Source organism: Microbacterium maritypicum MF109 (genome assembly GCF_000455825.1).
Classification (GTDB): domain Bacteria; phylum Actinomycetota; class Actinomycetes; order Actinomycetales; family Microbacteriaceae; genus Microbacterium; species Microbacterium maritypicum_A.
Genome location: NZ_ATAO01000193.1, coordinates 1 through 15,612, shown reverse-complemented (window position 1 = coordinate 15,612; position 15,612 = coordinate 1). Strand labels below are relative to the sequence as shown.

General features: G+C 68.8%; 24 protein-coding genes. 21 read left to right on the top strand and 3 right to left on the bottom strand.

Going from position 1 to position 15,612, the window contains the following annotated elements; translation table 11 throughout:
- On the bottom strand, window positions 1-247 hold a 247-nt coding region (locus L687_RS42805), incomplete at its 3' end, for a helix-turn-helix domain-containing protein (protein ID WP_021200063.1).
- 116 nt (window positions 248-363) lie between these two features.
- Between L687_RS42805 and L687_RS32845 the strand changes: the two genes are divergently transcribed.
- The 21 genes from L687_RS32845 to L687_RS32760 all read left to right on the top strand — a co-directional run bounded on the left by L687_RS32845 (window position 364) and on the right by L687_RS32760 (window position 14,340).
- Window positions 364-615 (top strand): hypothetical protein, encoded by a 252-nt coding sequence (locus L687_RS32845; protein WP_021200062.1) that lies wholly within the window; start codon window positions 364-366, stop codon window positions 613-615.
- A complete protein-coding gene (locus L687_RS32840) occupies window positions 612-1,265 on the top strand; it encodes a hypothetical protein (RefSeq protein ID WP_021200061.1) in 654 nt (217 codons plus the stop codon). The genes L687_RS32845 and L687_RS32840 overlap by 4 nt, the downstream gene beginning before the upstream one ends.
- A gap of 91 nt (window positions 1,266-1,356) precedes the next feature.
- Window positions 1,357-1,668, top strand: coding sequence for an HNH endonuclease signature motif containing protein (locus tag L687_RS43015; RefSeq protein WP_021200059.1), 312 nt, complete (start codon window positions 1,357-1,359; stop codon window positions 1,666-1,668).
- Between the two features lie 14 nt (window positions 1,669-1,682).
- The gene (locus L687_RS43010; RefSeq protein WP_021200058.1) at window positions 1,683-2,000 is read left to right on the top strand and encodes a hypothetical protein; all 318 of its coding nucleotides are present in this window, start codon (window positions 1,683-1,685) and stop codon (window positions 1,998-2,000) included.
- Window positions 2,001-2,099: 99 nt separating this feature from the next.
- A complete protein-coding gene (locus L687_RS32830; RefSeq protein WP_021200057.1) occupies window positions 2,100-2,435 on the top strand; it encodes a hypothetical protein in 336 nt (111 codons plus the stop codon).
- Complete coding sequence (locus L687_RS32825) at window positions 2,432-3,919, top strand: hypothetical protein (RefSeq protein WP_021200056.1); 1,488 nt, start codon at window positions 2,432-2,434, stop codon at window positions 3,917-3,919. Before L687_RS32830 ends, L687_RS32825 begins: the two co-directional genes overlap by 4 nt.
- A gap of 9 nt (window positions 3,920-3,928) precedes the next feature.
- The gene (locus L687_RS32820) at window positions 3,929-4,111 is read left to right on the top strand and encodes a hypothetical protein (RefSeq protein WP_021200055.1); all 183 of its coding nucleotides are present in this window, start codon (window positions 3,929-3,931) and stop codon (window positions 4,109-4,111) included.
- A 60-nt stretch (window positions 4,112-4,171) separates the two neighbouring features.
- Window positions 4,172-5,329, top strand: a complete 1,158-nt coding sequence (locus L687_RS32815) for a hypothetical protein (protein ID WP_021200054.1) — start codon at window positions 4,172-4,174, stop codon at window positions 5,327-5,329.
- Entirely contained in the window at window positions 5,326-7,224 is a 1,899-nt protein-coding gene (locus L687_RS41885) for a head maturation protease, ClpP-related (protein WP_021200053.1), read from the top strand. Before L687_RS32815 ends, L687_RS41885 begins: the two co-directional genes overlap by 4 nt.
- Before the next feature lie 11 nt (window positions 7,225-7,235).
- A complete protein-coding gene (locus tag L687_RS42800) occupies window positions 7,236-7,409 on the top strand; it encodes a hypothetical protein (protein WP_021200052.1) in 174 nt (57 codons plus the stop codon).
- Between the two features lie 60 nt (window positions 7,410-7,469).
- On the top strand, window positions 7,470-7,820 hold the full coding sequence (locus L687_RS32810) for a hypothetical protein (RefSeq protein ID WP_021200051.1): 351 nt from the start codon (window positions 7,470-7,472) through the stop codon (window positions 7,818-7,820).
- 2 nt (window positions 7,821-7,822) lie between these two features.
- Entirely contained in the window at window positions 7,823-8,242 is a 420-nt protein-coding gene (locus tag L687_RS32805; RefSeq protein WP_021200050.1) for a hypothetical protein, read from the top strand.
- Between the two features lie 3 nt (window positions 8,243-8,245).
- The gene (locus tag L687_RS32800) at window positions 8,246-8,641 is read left to right on the top strand and encodes a hypothetical protein (protein ID WP_021200049.1); all 396 of its coding nucleotides are present in this window, start codon (window positions 8,246-8,248) and stop codon (window positions 8,639-8,641) included.
- 10 nt (window positions 8,642-8,651) lie between these two features.
- Window positions 8,652-9,158, top strand: a complete 507-nt coding sequence (locus L687_RS32795; protein ID WP_021200048.1) for a hypothetical protein — start codon at window positions 8,652-8,654, stop codon at window positions 9,156-9,158.
- Window positions 9,158-10,348 carry a hypothetical protein gene (locus L687_RS32790; protein WP_021200047.1) on the top strand — a complete coding sequence of 397 codons (1,191 nt, stop codon included), beginning with the start codon at window positions 9,158-9,160 and terminating at the stop codon, window positions 10,346-10,348. Before L687_RS32795 ends, L687_RS32790 begins: the two co-directional genes overlap by 1 nt.
- On the top strand, window positions 10,348-10,710 hold the full coding sequence (locus tag L687_RS32785; protein ID WP_021200046.1) for a hypothetical protein: 363 nt from the start codon (window positions 10,348-10,350) through the stop codon (window positions 10,708-10,710). Before L687_RS32790 ends, L687_RS32785 begins: the two co-directional genes overlap by 1 nt.
- Complete coding sequence (locus L687_RS32780; protein ID WP_021200045.1) at window positions 10,707-12,413, top strand: hypothetical protein; 1,707 nt, start codon at window positions 10,707-10,709, stop codon at window positions 12,411-12,413. The genes L687_RS32785 and L687_RS32780 overlap by 4 nt, the downstream gene beginning before the upstream one ends.
- Window positions 12,413-13,147: a hypothetical protein gene (locus L687_RS32775; RefSeq protein WP_021200044.1), complete on the top strand. Its 735-nt coding sequence runs from the start codon at window positions 12,413-12,415 to the stop codon at window positions 13,145-13,147. The genes L687_RS32780 and L687_RS32775 overlap by 1 nt, the downstream gene beginning before the upstream one ends.
- Window positions 13,144-13,758 carry a hypothetical protein gene (locus L687_RS32770; RefSeq protein ID WP_021200043.1) on the top strand — a complete coding sequence of 205 codons (615 nt, stop codon included), beginning with the start codon at window positions 13,144-13,146 and terminating at the stop codon, window positions 13,756-13,758. The genes L687_RS32775 and L687_RS32770 overlap by 4 nt, the downstream gene beginning before the upstream one ends.
- The gene (locus tag L687_RS32765; protein WP_021200042.1) at window positions 13,755-14,090 is read left to right on the top strand and encodes a DUF2746 domain-containing protein; all 336 of its coding nucleotides are present in this window, start codon (window positions 13,755-13,757) and stop codon (window positions 14,088-14,090) included. Before L687_RS32770 ends, L687_RS32765 begins: the two co-directional genes overlap by 4 nt.
- Complete coding sequence (locus L687_RS32760) at window positions 14,083-14,340, top strand: hypothetical protein (protein ID WP_021200041.1); 258 nt, start codon at window positions 14,083-14,085, stop codon at window positions 14,338-14,340. The genes L687_RS32765 and L687_RS32760 overlap by 8 nt, the downstream gene beginning before the upstream one ends.
- Here L687_RS32760 and L687_RS32755 read toward each other — a convergent pair.
- Together L687_RS32755 and L687_RS32750 are read right to left on the bottom strand one after the other, a co-directional pair.
- Window positions 14,337-14,657: a hypothetical protein gene (locus tag L687_RS32755; RefSeq protein ID WP_021200040.1), complete on the bottom strand. Its 321-nt coding sequence runs from the start codon at window positions 14,655-14,657 to the stop codon at window positions 14,337-14,339. The two genes, L687_RS32760 and L687_RS32755, sit on opposite strands and share 4 nt — an antisense overlap.
- A 16-nt stretch (window positions 14,658-14,673) precedes the next feature.
- Complete coding sequence (locus L687_RS32750; protein ID WP_021200039.1) at window positions 14,674-15,504, bottom strand: tyrosine-type recombinase/integrase; 831 nt, start codon at window positions 15,502-15,504, stop codon at window positions 14,674-14,676.
- Between the last annotated feature and the right edge of the window lie 108 nt (window positions 15,505-15,612).

The window sequence follows — 15,612 nt, the reverse complement described above, 5'->3', positions numbered from 1 at the left end:
AATCAGTGGGTTCTCGGTTCAAGTCCGAGGGGGTGCACACCGAAGCCAGCCAATCGAGGCTGGCACCTGTGACAGCAGCCCACCGTACGACTACGTCGAACGGTGGGATGTTCTTGTCTGTCTCGTAGTTCGACAGCGTGTTCCGCGCGATCCCGACGCGCTTAGCCATCGACAGCTGATCCATGCCGGCGTCCTTGCGCAGCTTCGCAAGGATCTCACCGAGTGTCCACGTAACAGTCATGCTCATGCGATCAGTGTAGCCTGCCCGAATCTTGGACACGCCGACGCCAATACACGCGTTTCGATCGCGTGCCCGAATCTTGGACATGCGCCTATCTGGTGCACAAGACATCGGGAGTAGACATGTCCAACGCCGGCGGCTCATGGGAATCCATGATCCTCGCAGAGATCCAGAACGAGGTCGACGCGCTCGTCAGGCTCGCACGCCTGATCATCGAGCAGGATCGCATCGGCGGTAGCCGCCGGCGATACGACGAGCTTGTCAGCCAGCTCGAGCAGCGCATCCGCGAGATCCCCGAGCAGGCCCGTGACCGCGTCCTCGTACGCGTCCTCGGTGCGTTCGCCCTCCACCTCGAGATCGCGGACGGACGATGACTGAGGGATCGCTGCGCCGCGAGCGCCTGGCATGGGAACGGGACTTCACCCAGGTTCCCAACGTCTACGCGCGCGACAAGGCGCTCAGCTGGGTCGCCCGCGGCATCCTCGTCTGGCTCATGACGCACGATGCCGGCTACGAGGTGACCATGGCGACCATCGAGTCGTCGAGCTGGAAAGAGGGCCGCGAGGCAGTCCGCTCAGCGGTCAAGGAACTCGAGAACGCCGGCTACCTCCACCGTCAGCAGCGACGCGCTCAGGGCGGCCGCCTGGCCGGCTACGTGTTCCACCTGACAGACCCGTTCCAGCTGCCCGTCGTCGGCTCACCGCAGCTCCCGATCGACGGTCTGCAGCCTGTGGATAACTCGCGTTCGACCGTAGACGGGATCCCGTCAGCTGGTGCGACCGGCGGACGGGTTGCCGTCGCCGGTAAGCCGTCGCCCTATAAGAACACCAAAGTAAGAACATCTAAAGACCCAGCTGTACCTCACGAGATGACACGGCCGGCTGTGGATAACTCGCCGATCGTTCGCTGGCGGACTGACCGCTGCCCTGCAGCTTGGTCAGCGCCGTTCAGCCACGACCTCGGCCCCAAGTCGCACGCGTGCCTCAACTGCGGCGAGAAGCCGGTCGTGAGGAGCGCGTCATGATCGACAGCCTCGGCCCCCTCGGCATCCCGCTCGCGATCGCCGCTTGGCTCGTCCTCGCGATCGTCGAGGTGCGAGCAGCGAGGCGGCGGCCATGACGATGAACCTGCCGCACGGCCCCGGCGCATTCGCCGACCCCGATGCCAAGCCCGAGCGCTGGGGAGGACGCAAGGCGCAGGCATACGTCCAGCTCACGCTCGCGACGTATGGCGATCTGTGCATCAACTGCGGCAGGCCTGGATCCACGACCGCGGATCACATCATCCCTCGAGTCGATGGGGGAGCGGTCTACGACATCGACAACCTCGGCCCCTCGCACGACAAGTGCAACTACTCGCGAGGCCGCAAGCCGCTGCGCCCCGTCGGCATCCCGGTCGAGTCCGGCATGCACCACTTCACCCACTGAAAGGACACACCATCATGGCCAGCCCCGAAGAGATCCAGGCCCAGCACAAGGCGCAGTTCGACAAGCTCGCCGCCGACCTCACCACCGAGCAGCGCGCCGCGCTCACCGCTGCCGCCGACCAGCTCGACGCCCAGGTGGATGCGCTCGTCGCCCAGGCCGGCGGCATGCTGCACCACATGTACCTCGAGGAGTACGAAGCGCTCGACCGTCACGGCCTCGAGCTGCGCGCCTCGATCGACGCACTCGACCACGCCGACCTCGTGACCGTCGCCGGCCGCCTAGCTGTCGTCCTCGCCGGCCACCGCTTCCGATTCACCGGCCAAGACCGCTGAGTTTTTAAGAGCGGACGATCTGGACACCCACGCACAGCCGCGTCCATTTCTCCCCGATCACCCACAAAAAACCGAGCCTGACACGAATCGAGATCGACCATGACGAACGACGACGAAACCGCGCCGACGCTGCCCGGCCTCGAGTACGTGCCCGAGAATCAGGCCGGCGTGTCCCCGATGCGCGCCGCGGTCATCGCCACGATCCAGGCTCTCGAGGCGGATGCTCTGCTCGAGCCGCGACACGTCGCCATGTGCCAGCTCGCGCTCGAGCTGGCCGACGCCGTCACGGCCGGCCGGCGATCCGGTCGTGCCTCGGCCGCGGCCATGGCGGCCGGACAGCTGCGCGACACGCTGCTCGCGCTGCCGGCACCGATCGCCGGCGACATCGCGCAGCGGTTCGCCGACTTCGTTGACTCGCTCAGGGACGACGAGTGACGATCGCCGAGGCCGGCACCCGGTTCGCGATCCCGGCGATCGTCCCCGACTGGGCAGGGTTCACCTACGCCACGCCGCGCGACCCGAGCCGGCGCACGATCGGCGGCCGCATCGCCAAGATCGCGCGCGCACTCGACAAGCCCGGCATGCCGTGGCAGCGGTGCGTCTGGGACGTCGCCGGCGAGATCGACGCGTTCGGCAACCTCGTCTACGAGATCGTCATCGTCACCGTGCCGAGGCAGTCTGGCAAGACCACGATGTACGGCCCGGTGCAGATCGAGCGCGCGATCACGACGCCGGGCGCTAAGACGTTCTACACCGCGCAGACCGGCAAGGACGCGCGCAGCCGATTCAACGATCTCAAGCAGCTCATCGAGGGATCGCCGCTCATGAACGTCGGCCCGATCTTTCGGCTGTCCGCCGGCGACGAGGGCATCATCTGGCCGAACGGCGCGCGTAACAAGATCTTCGCCCCCGTCGAGGCGGCGCTGCACGGCGAGACACCGCCCCTCGTAGGCATGGATGAGATCTGGGAACTCGACGAGCTACTCGGCGACGCGATCCTCGAGGGCGCGATCATCCCCGCCCAGGTCACCCTCGCCGGCCGGCGACAGGTCTGGCTGATCTCGACGGCCGGCACAGCGGCCTCGAGGTTCCTGCGCAAGTGGGTGGAGCGCGGCCGCGAGTCCGTCCGCGATCGCGGATCCCACCCGAAGATCGCCTACTTCGAGGCCTCGCTGCCAGACGGTGAGGATCCGTACGACCCCGTCGCGATCGCCCGGTTCCACCCTGCCGTACGCCGGCAGGACGGCACCGGCACGCAGGAGCTGGCAGCGCTCATGGAACTCGCCGGCCAGGTCAGCCGGCCGACGTGGCTGCGCGCGTTCTGCAACATCTGGACGGAAGCCGCCGACCCGCTCATCCCGCCGGCCGACTGGGACGACCTCGCCGACCCGACGATCGGCGCAGCATGGGCCGACGTCGCCGTCGCTTGGGAAGTCGCGCACGACAACGAGATGGGCGCGATCCTCGCCAGCTGGCGCGACGCGGCCGGCACGGCCTGCACCCGCGTCGTGCACGCCGCGCCCGGCACGCAGTGGATGGAAGAGCTGCTAGTCGAGATCCACGGCTACGCGCCGGCCGCGTTCGGCGCAGACGACGGCGGCCCCACGCGCCGACTCAACGACCGGCTACGTCTGCGCCTCGGCGACGACGCCGTCCAGACCCTCGGCATGAAAGACCGCGGCGTCGCCGACGAGACCTGGATCACCGCCGCCCGCGACGAGAAGAACCTGATCCACGACGGATCCCGCACCCTCGCCAATGGAGTCGCGCACATCGTCATGAAGCGCAGCGGCGAGCTGACCAGGATCTCTCGCGCCGACTCGACCGGCCCCGTCGCCGGCCCCATCGCCTCAGCCGTCGCGCTGTGGATGTACGACCACCGCGCCGCGCCCAGCTGGACGCCCGTTACGAGCTACTGAGGACTGACCATGATCTCTCTCGACTCGACCCCCGTCAGCACCGTCGTGCTCTGCAGCCGCTGCCCCGGATACGCCGACCTCGCCGACAGCCGTACCGAGGGCTGGCGCATCGGCGCGCGCCACGAGGAGCGCGCGCACCCCGACATCGACCAAGCTCGCGACACCCTGTCCAAGATTCGGGCGCGTGCCTGAAAGCACGACACGCCGATTCAATGCGCTCAGCTGTCGGGAGTCGCCGGGATCTTTCATGACGTGGACAACGACAAGCCCAACTTCCTGACTCGCGCATGGCGCTGGCTCAACGAGCCGGTCGACCTGGCTATCAAGTCGCCCGAGGACTGGGCCGACAGCAGCCACCTCATCCCCGTCGACCTGCAGAACCTGTTCGGCATGGCGGACGCATCCGGCATCCAGATCACGCGACGCACCGCCGAACAGCTCGACGTCGTCGCCAAGGGCCGGCGCGTGCTGTGCACCAACCTCGGCCGCATGCCGCTCGTCACCAAGAAGAACGGCCAGATCACCTCGCAGCAGCTCGCCTACCTGCAGCAGCCCGAGGCTGACCGCCCGCTGGCGCAGACGCTCATCTGGACGGCAGACGCGCTGTACTACTACCCCCGCACCTGGTGGATCGTCCAGCGCCGCGACGCCTACGGCTGGCCGGCACGCGGCGGCGTCAAGCTGCTCGACCGCGCCGACGCCGAGTTCGACGACGCTGGCAAGCTCGTCAAGGCCTGGGGCAAGGACATCGCCGCCGAGGGCTGGGGAGTCATCCAGTTCGACGCGCCAGACGGCGGCCTGCTCCACGACGGCATCCGCACGCTGCGCCGCGCCGTCGTCCTCGACCGTGCCGCCTCGCTCGCCGAGGAGAACCCCGTGCCCTCGATCGACCTGCACAACACCGGCGACAAGCCGCTCGAGGACTGGCAGATCCGCGAACTGCTCACGTCGTGGCGCAACGCTCGCGCCAAGTATGGCGCCGGCTACACCGACAAGTCGATCGAGGTAAAGACCCTCGGCATTCAGGACTCGCAGCTGCTCGCCACCGCGCAGTCGCGCATGGATCTCAAGCTCGCCCGGCAGATCGGCATCCCGGCCTGGGCCGCCGACGTCGCCCTCGAGGGATCGACGCTCAACTACCAGAACCGCCAGTCGCGCGCCTGGGAACTCATCGACCTCTACCTCGCCACCTACACCACGGCGATCGCCGGCCGGCTGTCGATGCCCGACTGCACGCCCCTCGGCTGGACGACGGAGTTTGACACCGAGGTGCTGACGCGCCCCGATCTCAAGACCCGCTTCGAGACCTACAAGATCGGCCTCGACGGCAAGTTCATCGACCAGCAGTGGATCGACGCCCAGGAGGGCCAGACGCTGCGCAGCACGACCCCCGAGGAGATCCCCGCATGAACCGCCAGCAGCTCGCCGCAGCTCTCGCCGCCGGCAGCATCACCCAGGCGCAGCACGACACGGCACTCGCTACCCTCACGCGCGTCCAGTTCGCCGCAGCCGCAGCGCAGACGACGCCGGCGTGGAACCTCGAGTCCGCCGGCGGCGTCGCCTCGCTCCACCTGTACGGCCCCATCGGTTCGTACTGGGACGGCATCCGCGCTGCCGACGTCGTCCGCGAGGTGCGCGACCTCGACGTAGCCACGCTGAACGTCTACATCAACAGCCCCGGCGGCGACGTCTACGAGGGCATCGCGATCCGCAACGTGCTGCGCGAGACCAGTGCCCACGTCGTCGTGCAGATCGACAGCCTCGCGGCGTCCGCTGCCAGCTTCATCGCCTGCGCCGGCGACGAGATCGTCATCAGCGATCACGCCGAGATCATGATCCACGACGCCTGGAACATCGCGATCGGCAACGCCGACGACATCCGCACTGTCGCCGACGACCTCGACCGGCTCAGCGACAACATCGCCGCCATGTACGCCGAGCGAGCCGGCGGCGACCCTGCCGCCTGGCGCGCCGTGATGAAAGCCGAAACCTGGTACAGCGCCGAGGAGGCCGTCGCCGCCGGCCTCGCCGACCGGCTCGCCAGCGCACCCACTGAGGCCGACGCGCCGGCCGCTCACTTCGATCTGTCCATGTACGCCCACGCCGGCCGCGCCGCGGCCCCGGCACCCGTCCCCGTTGCCGCCCTGGCAGCACCTCGAAAGGAACCCCGCATGAACCGTGAACAGCTGGCGGCCGCACTCGCAGCCGGACAGATCACCCAGGAGCAGCACGACGCAGCGCTTGCGGCGCTGAACATCGTGTCCGCCGAGCCGGCCCCCGCCGCAGCGCTCGCCCCGGCAGCCGGCGCGCCCGGTGTCGCCGTGCCCGTCGAGTACGCTACCGGCCCCCAGGGTGCGCAGCCTGCCCCCGTCGCCCGGATCACCGAGCGCCCTCAGTCGCTCATGAACGTCGCCCGCGACGCGGCCGCGCTCATCCACGCCGGCGCATCCACCGCCGAATGGGTTGCCGGCGTCAACAATGCCCTCGCGCCCGTCCTCGAGTCCGCCGACGTCGGCGGCGGGTTCACCGCGCCCGACCGCATCGGCGAGGTCTGGACGGCGCGCCCCGAGGGCCGCCCCGTCATCGACAGCCTCGGCGGCACCAAGCCGCTGACGGCCACGCGTATCGAGGGCTGGAAGTGGAAGCAGCCCACGCCGGCCCCGCAGCCCTACGAGGGCGAGCTGGCCGAGATCCCGACCGGCACCTGGGAAACCGTCCCGGTGTCCGAGGTGCCCGGCCGCTGGGCATTCGGCAACAAGATCGACCGGATCCACCGCGACCTCGGCAGCGCCGACCTCATCGCCTCGCTGTTCAACCTGCTCGGCCAGGGCTACGACGCCAAGTCCGACGAGGCCGTATCGGTGGATCTGCTCGCCGCCGCGACCGCGCTGACCGGCGGCGCGGCCTCGCTCGTCGAGGCATTCGTCAAGTCGTTCCTGCAGCTCAAGCGCATCGGTGCGACGCCGTCCAAGATGTGGATGGCCGAAGACCTGTTTGTCGAGTGGGCGCAGCTCAAGATCGCCGATCTGCCGGCGTGGATCGCCAACTCGAGCGGCTTCGTGAAGCTCGACGGCAACACGTCGCTGGCCGGCGTGTTCGACGCCGACGTCGATTTCAAGCTGCCGGCTGGCACGTTCGAGACCTACGACCGCCGCGCGGTCACGGTCTACGAGTCGCCCCAGATCAAGCTCGAGGCGCAGGACATCGCCCACGGCGCAATCGACATCGGGTTCTTCGCCTACGGCGGCACCCTCGTCAACGACGCGCGCGCCGTCCTCAAGACCACCGTCACCCCGACCCCCTAAGGAGAACCGCCATGGCTGACACCAACGCCGCATACGTCCAGGTGAAGATCTCGCAGATCGACACCGAGATCAAGCGGCACCAGGCCGCGATCAAGGAGCTGAACACCCGCAAGAAGGGTTACCAGTCCCAGATCCCCAAGAAGCCGGCCGTCGTGCCGACCCCCGTCACGCCGCCCCAGGCCTGACCCCCGCGGTGCCGGGCGACCCCACGCCCGGCACCGCACCCCATCACCAAAGGACAGATCATGGCTGAACCGCTCGAGTGGTATACCGCCGGCACCGCCAAGTCCGAGCTGAACATCACCGTCAGCTCGCGAGGCCTCGCCGCGGCGCAGGAACAATGCCTGCAGAAAAAGGGACTCGCGATCACCACCGCGACCCCGCCCACCGAGTCATTCGCCCAGGGTGTCGTCCTGCAGGCACTCGCCAACAAGCAAGCCTCGCAGGCCAGCGTCAACGACGAGATGGGCGGCGAGGGCAACAGCGTCCGCGTCTACCCGTTCGACCGCAAGATCATGGCGCTGCTCATCGTGCCGAACCAGGACGGCGACGACGACCCCCACGACCACGGCCGCGTCCGTTCCCTGATCGGCTGACCATGAGCGCACGCAGCGACCTGCAGCAGCTCATCGCGCCGGCTGCCCCCAGCACCTGGGAGATCTACCCCTACCCCCTCAAGCTCGCCCCGCTCGAGGACGCGGCCAAGCCCGTCGCAATCGTCATCGAGCAGCGCACTATCGTCGCCGGCCAGTTCTCGCCCGACGACGCCGGTATCCCCGTCGTCGCCGACCTCGCCGTCTGGGTTGTCGTCGACGCCTCGCGTGGCGACGACCTGGCCGACGTCGAGGATCGCCTCGAGGACGCCACCCTGCAGCTGATCCGCATCCTGCAGCAGCTGCCCGACGACAACTGGGACGGCACCGCAGAGCGCACGTCCTACGACCCCCAGAAGCCCGCCTACCAGTTCACCATCAGCGCCGCCGGCACCATCGAGCCGCCGGCCGAAACCGAGGAGTAAGACATGCCTGTCATCGCGAACACCGCCCGCTCGACCAAGCGCTGGAAGCTGCTGGTCGGCACCGACGAGTACCAGGGCCACACGTCCAAGATCGACATCACCCCGAAGATCTCGAGCTGGGAGGGCGGCGACGGCAACACCATCACCGACGACGCCGGCTGCGACGTCGCCATGTCGATCGCCCAGGACACCGAGAACGAGGAGTCGCTGTGGCGCATCATGCGCGATCGCGCCGGCGAAAAGGCCACCCTGGTCGTCAGCCCGCACCACGACGGCACGTTCTCCGAGTCCGTCGACATCACGCTGCAGCGGCTGCCGATGACCATGGCGCGCGGCACGTCGATCCCCGAGGTCAACGTCACTCTCGCCGGCGTCTACACGCCGGCCGTCACGCCGTAAGCCGCCGGCCATGCTCGACGTCCGACGTTCCCCCGAGCTGCAGGCGACGATCCTGTCGCTACGGCGGGCGCAGCGCGACGTCCGGCTGGACATCAACAAGGCCGCACGCGGCCGCCTGACGCCCCTATGGCGGCAGGAGCTGAACGCGCGCGCCCGATCGAACCTCGAGCGCGAGGTCATCACATCGGGCGCGCGCGTCGCAGCCACCGACCGCGGCGTCACCCTGCACGCGGCGACCCGCCGGCGGCCGCTCAGCGGCGGCCTCGTCCCCTCCCTCGAGTGGGCCGGCGCAGAGTTCGGCGCGAACACCCGCCGGATCCAGGTATCGCAGCGATCGCGCGGCGGCACCCGCTACACACGCCCGCTGACCATCAACCGACAGTTCGACTCGCGCAGCTCCGAGGGCCAGGTCGCATTCGCGGCCGCCAGCGACACCGGCACGCAGCTCGTCGCCCTGTGGGTTGACACCGTCATCGACCAATTCCGCCAGATCCCGACCGTCGAGGTAGTTGCCTAATGCCCATCAAGATCGACTTTCTCGCCAACACGCGCGACGTCGAGCGCGGCACCGAGCGCGTAGAAGCCGCGTTCGACGACGTGTCCAAGAGCCTCGACGACGTCGCCCGCGACGGCGACCGCTCACTCGACCGCCTCGAGCGCAGCTTCAAGGATCTCGCCGATACCGCCCGCGACACCTCGAGCAGAACCGAGGAGATCGGCGACGTCGGATCGCGTGGGTTCCGCCGCCTCGGCGACACCGGATCCGAGGTCAGCGGCGAGCTTCGCCAGAACCTCGGCGAGACATTCTCGTCATTCCGTGGCGACCTCGAGGATCTGCCCCAGATCGCGCAGGACACCCTCGGCGGCCTCGCCGGATCCGGCGCACTCGGCGGCATCGCCGGCCTCGCGGTCACGGCCGCCGGCGCGGCCGGCCTCGGCCTCATCAGCGCCGAGCTACAGCGCCAGCAGGAGGAAGCGAACAAGCTGCGCGAGCGCCTGGCCGGCGTCTACCAGGCAGCCGCCGAGGAGGGCCGCAACTACATCGACACGGCTCAGCTGATCGCGGAAGCCAACTCAGTCATGTTCGACCCCGACCGCGCTGACGAGTGGAAGCGGATCCAGCAGGACGCCCGCGACATCGGCCTCGACACCGAGCGACTGATCGCCGCGAACGCCGGCGACCGCGACGCACAGCTCGAGGTACAGAACGCCGTGAACGCGGCGATCGACGAGGAGCGCCGCAAGCGGGAGGAGCTGGGCGCGTTCTGGGGCGGCCAGAACCAGGGACTCGAGGAGACACACCTCGAGGGGATCCGCGACCGCTGGCAGGACATCGCCGACGTCACCGAGGAGTACGCCGCCAAAGCCGACACCGCCAAGAGCGTGACGTCCAACTTCCTACTGGATGCCGTACGCGAGGCCGGCGAGGCGACCGAGGCGGTCGACGAGTTCGGCAACAAGCTCTACACCCTGCCGGACGGTACCGAGGTAGTCATCGACGCCAAGACCGGACAGGCACACCAGAACGTCGACCGATTCAAGGGCGACCTCGACGGCAAGATCCCCACCGTCAAGACCACGACCCTGCAGGTCAACGCAGATCTCTCAGGTGCCGAGGGTGCCCTGAACCGATTCATCAGCCAGAACAACGGCCGCACCCTCAAGATCAACGGCCGCTACGTCACCCCCGAGGGATGGGACGGATAATGCCCACGACGATTCGACGACACGGCGCAGCCGGCAGCATCGCCCCCGACCTCGTCCTCGCCGGCCACGTCACCGAGAACGAGGCCCGATCCATCGTCCACGAGATCCCCGGATCCCAGGACGTCGTCGTCACGCTACGGCCGGCCGGCCCCGCGACGGGCATGATGCGCATGCTGTTCATGGATCAGGCCGCGGCCGAGGCTGCCCGACTGTTTCACCTGACCGCGCACGCGTTCACCGTCGAGACTGACATGCCGTTCCTGCCGGCCGCCTACGTGCCGCGCGGCAACATCCGCAAGGCGCAGCAGGACGCCGTCGCCCGCTGGGTGCTCGAGGTGCCCTATCAGGAGGTGCGCGTATGACCGCGTTCTCTCGCCACGAGGTGACCGCCCGCGTGCTCGACGTCGCCGGCGACATTCCCCTCGCCGGCGACCTCGCCGGCGGCGTGTCCCTGGACGCCTCGCGACTGCAGCATGTGCAGGGCCAGATCACCGTTGCCGACCGGACGGGACTGCTCGAGCAGATCGACCCGCGCAGCTCCCGCCGTGTCTCGATCGACGTGTCGGCCACGTTCCTGAGCAGCGGCGCCGTACGCGCACGATCGTTCGATCTCGGCATCCGCGAGGTCACCCCGAACCGATCGGCCGGCACGGTCACGCTGCAACTCGCATCGGACGAGGCGCTGCTCGAGGACTTCGCCCAGCTCGAGGACGACCCGACGCCGCGCCAGCACCAGGCATCCGTCCGCGCCCTCACCAATTACGTGCTGTCCAAGATCGGCGCAACGCTGCAGCCTGGCGGCCCCGACGCCGACGTCACGGCGTACTGGCCGCTGCAGAACCAACTCGCCAACCCCTCGGTCGAGGGTGCCCTCACGCCCTGGACGGCCGGCGGCAACTGCTCCCTGTTCTTTTCGTCCCCGACGCAGCCCGGCAACCCCGCCGGCATCGCGGCCGCCGGCTATCAGAGCATCGCCGCCGGCCAGCTCGCCGTCGTCCCCAACGCCCTCGGCTCAGGCCCCTCGGTGTCGCCCGGCAAGACGTACACACTGTCCGCATATGGCCGCCGGTTCATCACCCCAAACCGCACCATGTTCGCCGTCATCCGCTGGCTCGATGCATCGGGCATCCCCGTCGCCCCCGACGTCGAGGGCACGCCTGTCGCCCTCAGTGACGGCAGCTGGATCGCCCGCTGCCACGTCACCGCGACCGCGCCCGCTCGAGCGACCCGCGCGGAGGTATTCTTCCGCGTCAACGGATCCACGGCCGCCGGCCAGATCGGCTACATCGACTGCGCCATGTTCAACGAGGGCGAGCTGCAGCCGTACTTCGACGGCTCGCTGCCGGATGACGCGCACTACGCATTCAACTGGGCCGGCGAGGCGAACAAGTCCGCCTCGTCGCGCGAGCCGCTGCACGACGCACCCGTCCCCGAGGCATTCGTCTGGCGCGCCGGCACCTCGGCTATGGACTTCCTGTCGACGCTGCTCAAGGCCGCCGGGCTGCGCCTCGTCTGCGACGAGCGCCGGCGCTGGACGCTGCGCGAGGCCGGCTACCGCGCCGAGGGCAACCAGACCTACCGCCACGGCGTCAACATCGAGACGTCCGACGAGCGGCTATCACGCGAGGGTGACGACTGGTACGACGCCGCGGTCTACGTCTACATCTGGACAGACGACGCCGGCATCGAGCAGCGCCGCGTCGACTCATTCAGCGCCGTCCCCTCGCCGACCAAGGTGCGATACGTCGAGGTGCGCACCCCGTACCCCGGCCCCGGCCGCGCCGAGCACATCGTGCGTCGCGCGCTCTCCCGCGGCCGCATCCTGACCGTGACCACCGTTCCCACCTGGCTCGAGCAGACCGACCAGACCCTCAGCATCGTCCTCGAGGGTGCCCCGATCCAGACCGGCATCGCCGGCACGATCGCCTACAACTTCGACGACGACACCATGTCCGTCACGAGCCGCACCGCAGACACACCCGCAGCCGCCTGGGTACTCATCCCCGCCGGCGAAACCTGGAACGACTCGCCGTCCGGCGCGTCGTGGATCGAGGAGGTCATCTAATGCCCGAGAACTACACCGGCGACGAGGGGACGGTCGCATTCGAGGCCGGCCTCGACGTGCTCGACGGCGACGAGGACCGCCGCACAGGCTGGCTCGCGATCAACAAGACGCGTGACATGCTCGTCACGTTCGCGCGCGACCTGTTCGACTCGATCAGTCTGTCGTGGGGTGCGATCACCGGGAAGCCGGCCCAGTTCCCGCCGACTGCCCACCAGCACACGATCCTCGACGTGCTGACGTCGGACGGCACGCAGAACTACGGCACGGCGCTGCAGAACGTCCTCGACGGCAAGTTCCCCGTCAGCGGCGGCACCGTGACGGGCAACGTGTTCCTGTCGTCGGGCAATGTCTACGTGCCGGCCGCGACCCCCGCGACGGCCGGCTGGCAGCCGGCGTACATCAACAACGACGGCCGGATCTCCCGCGGTTCGTCCTCCGAGCGCTACAAGAAGTACATCACCTCGATCGACCCGGCATCCCTCGGCGACATCTGGCCGGATCTCAAGCGATTCCAGATGCGCGGCGGCGACGTCGGCGCGTGGACGTACGGCTACATCGCCGAGCGCCTCGCAGAGCACGACGACCAGCGCGCATTCGTGGTGTACCGCGAGATCGACGGCGAGCTCGTCCCCGACTCGATCGACTTCATGGCGCTCGTCATGGCTCAAAACGCCCAGCTGCACCAGGCGCTCGACCTGCTCGCCCAGCGCCTCGACGCCCTGGAAAACGCATGAGCGCGCTCGACATCATCCCGATCCCCGGCCACGCCGGCATGTTCGCCCGGCGCATCGTCGTCGAGGCGTGGCAGGCGGCCGGCTCGCCGCCCATCAACAGCGCCGGCCGGCTCTACAAGCAGCAGCTGTACTACTGGGACGGCTGGCGGCTGCGGCTGCCGGGGTTCAACCCCGCCGACAACCCCGACGACGAGTCGCAGGCGCTCGCACACGTCCGGTTCGGTGCCCTGGACATCGACCCCACGCCCGAGCGCATCCGCAAGCTCGAGGCGGCCGGCCTCGTCCGCCCCTACAAGTACGAGCCGTGGCACTGGGAGCTGCCCAACGTCCGCCAGTACGCGATCGTTCGCACCATCCCGGCATCCGCCGGCGGCGCGACCCCGACCCCCATCGCACAGCCATTCGAGGAGACCGAGATGTATTTCTACGTGCAGATCCAGGGCAAGCTCACAACGTGGATCCTGTGGATCCCCGGCCGCTCGAGCTACCAGACGACGCCCGACTCTAACCAGGCCGCACGCTGGCGCAAGCTCGTCGGCCGCGACGCCGTCGAACTGACGTCGCCCGAGGTGACCGAGCTGCAGAACGTAGCCGGCCTGTTCCGCGGATGAGCGAGGCCGTGCTGATCGCCCTGATCGGCGGCGTCCAGGCGGTCACCCTTGGTGTCCTCGGCATCCTCGCCAAGCGCGTCGGCAGCGTCCGCCGCACGACGCGCGCCGTGCAGGAGGACACAGCTGCGACCCGCGAGCAGGTGGTCAATCATCACACGACCAATCTGCGCGTCGAGAACGATTCGCGGCACGCGGAAACCGCCGGCTGGTTCCGCGAGCTGCGCCGCGACATCGGCGGCATGCGCGAGGACATCCGCGGCCTGAGATCCGACCACCGCAACCTGTCGACCCGCGTCGACAAGCTCCAACAGAAAGAGGACGACCATGAATGACAAGCAGCGCACCGCATTCGGCGAGGTTCCCCGCACGCGCGCCGAGGCTCGAGCGACGCAGACCCCGAACCGCTGGATCCCGTCGCCGGCAGCGCGCCTGTGGCTGTTCCGCGCGATCGCGGCCGCCGGCCCCCTCGTCGTGTTCTACGGCCTCGCGACGGCCGAGGAGGTCGCCCTGTGGCTTGGCCTCGGCGCGACGATCCTAGGCACGCCAGCGGCCTCGCTCGCGGCCGCGAACGTCCCGCGCTAGTCCTGACCGCGGCGCACCCTCACGGCAAGCTCAGGCGAGCCGAGGAGGGTGCGCACGCCGGCCAGGACGACCGCACCGACGCCGGCGATCACGCCGAGCAGCAGCAGCGCGTCAGAGAACGCGTTCAGCGCGACGATTGCGCCGAGATCCGGCATGTACTCCGACTGCAGGTTCAGGGCCACGATCCCGAGGACGACGGCCGCGACGATCGCCAGCACGCTCACGATCGCGAGCGCCCGCAGGTGCCCGAACTTGGGCCAGACGTAGTTGCCGTTGCTCGAGGCGGTGGTCGACGTGTACGAGTTCTCCGAGGTCATGGCACCTAACCTAGCGTCAGAAGCCCGAGGCGGCCGCTGCAGCGCGTCGGATCGCGTCGTCCTCGACGCCCACGTAGATCTGCGTGGTCGTCGCGTAGGCGTGCCCGAGGAGTTCCTGCACGGCGCGGAGATCCTTGCCGCCGAGGTTGTACGCCCGCGTGCCGTAGCGATGCCGCAGCATGTGCGCCGTGATGCCCGGCGGCAGCGCCTCGCTGATCAGTTCGGACACGCGGCCGGGAGAGAGGTGCCCGTTGATCTTGCCGGGGAACAGGTAGCCGGCCTCAGCGTCGCGAATGTCGAGCGCGACGTCGTCGGGCAGCGGGACGAGGCGCTGGCGATCGCCCTTGCCCTCGACCAGCAGCGACCATCCGACGAGATCGCGGCGCAGGTGATCGGTGTGCACCTGGCAGATCTCGCGGCAGCGCATGCCGGCAGCGACCGCCAGGCGGATCATCATGCGTGTGCGCATGTCCTTGGTCGCCAGCCCGACGCGCACCGAGTGCTCAGGTGCCGGCCTCGCGACGCCTCGAGGCGCTTTGATCGCGGGCAGGTGTCGCGACGGGTTGTCCCAGCCCCGCACGATCTCTGCCCATCCGTAGAACCCGCGGATCGCCTGTCGCGCGGATCGCCTCGCTGCCGCCCCCAGAGCGTCGAGCGAGGCCATGTACTCGACCAGCTGCTCGAGCGTCACAGGCTGGGGCGCTGCGCCCGTCCGCCGTGCATACTTCCGCAGCTGGTAGCTGTGCTGGTAGATCGTTCCATCCGACTTGCGTGCGCTGCGCATCCAGGCGAGATACGCGGTCAGAGGATCGAGCCATTCTGGGGCAATGGGTATCTCGGTCTTCATACCCGAAGATTGCCCGCGCAGCGTCGGCCGGCTCAAATCCGTTGCGCCGCGACGTCGAGCTGGGCCACGATGCCCCAGAACACCTCAGACTCTGAATCAGTGGGTTCT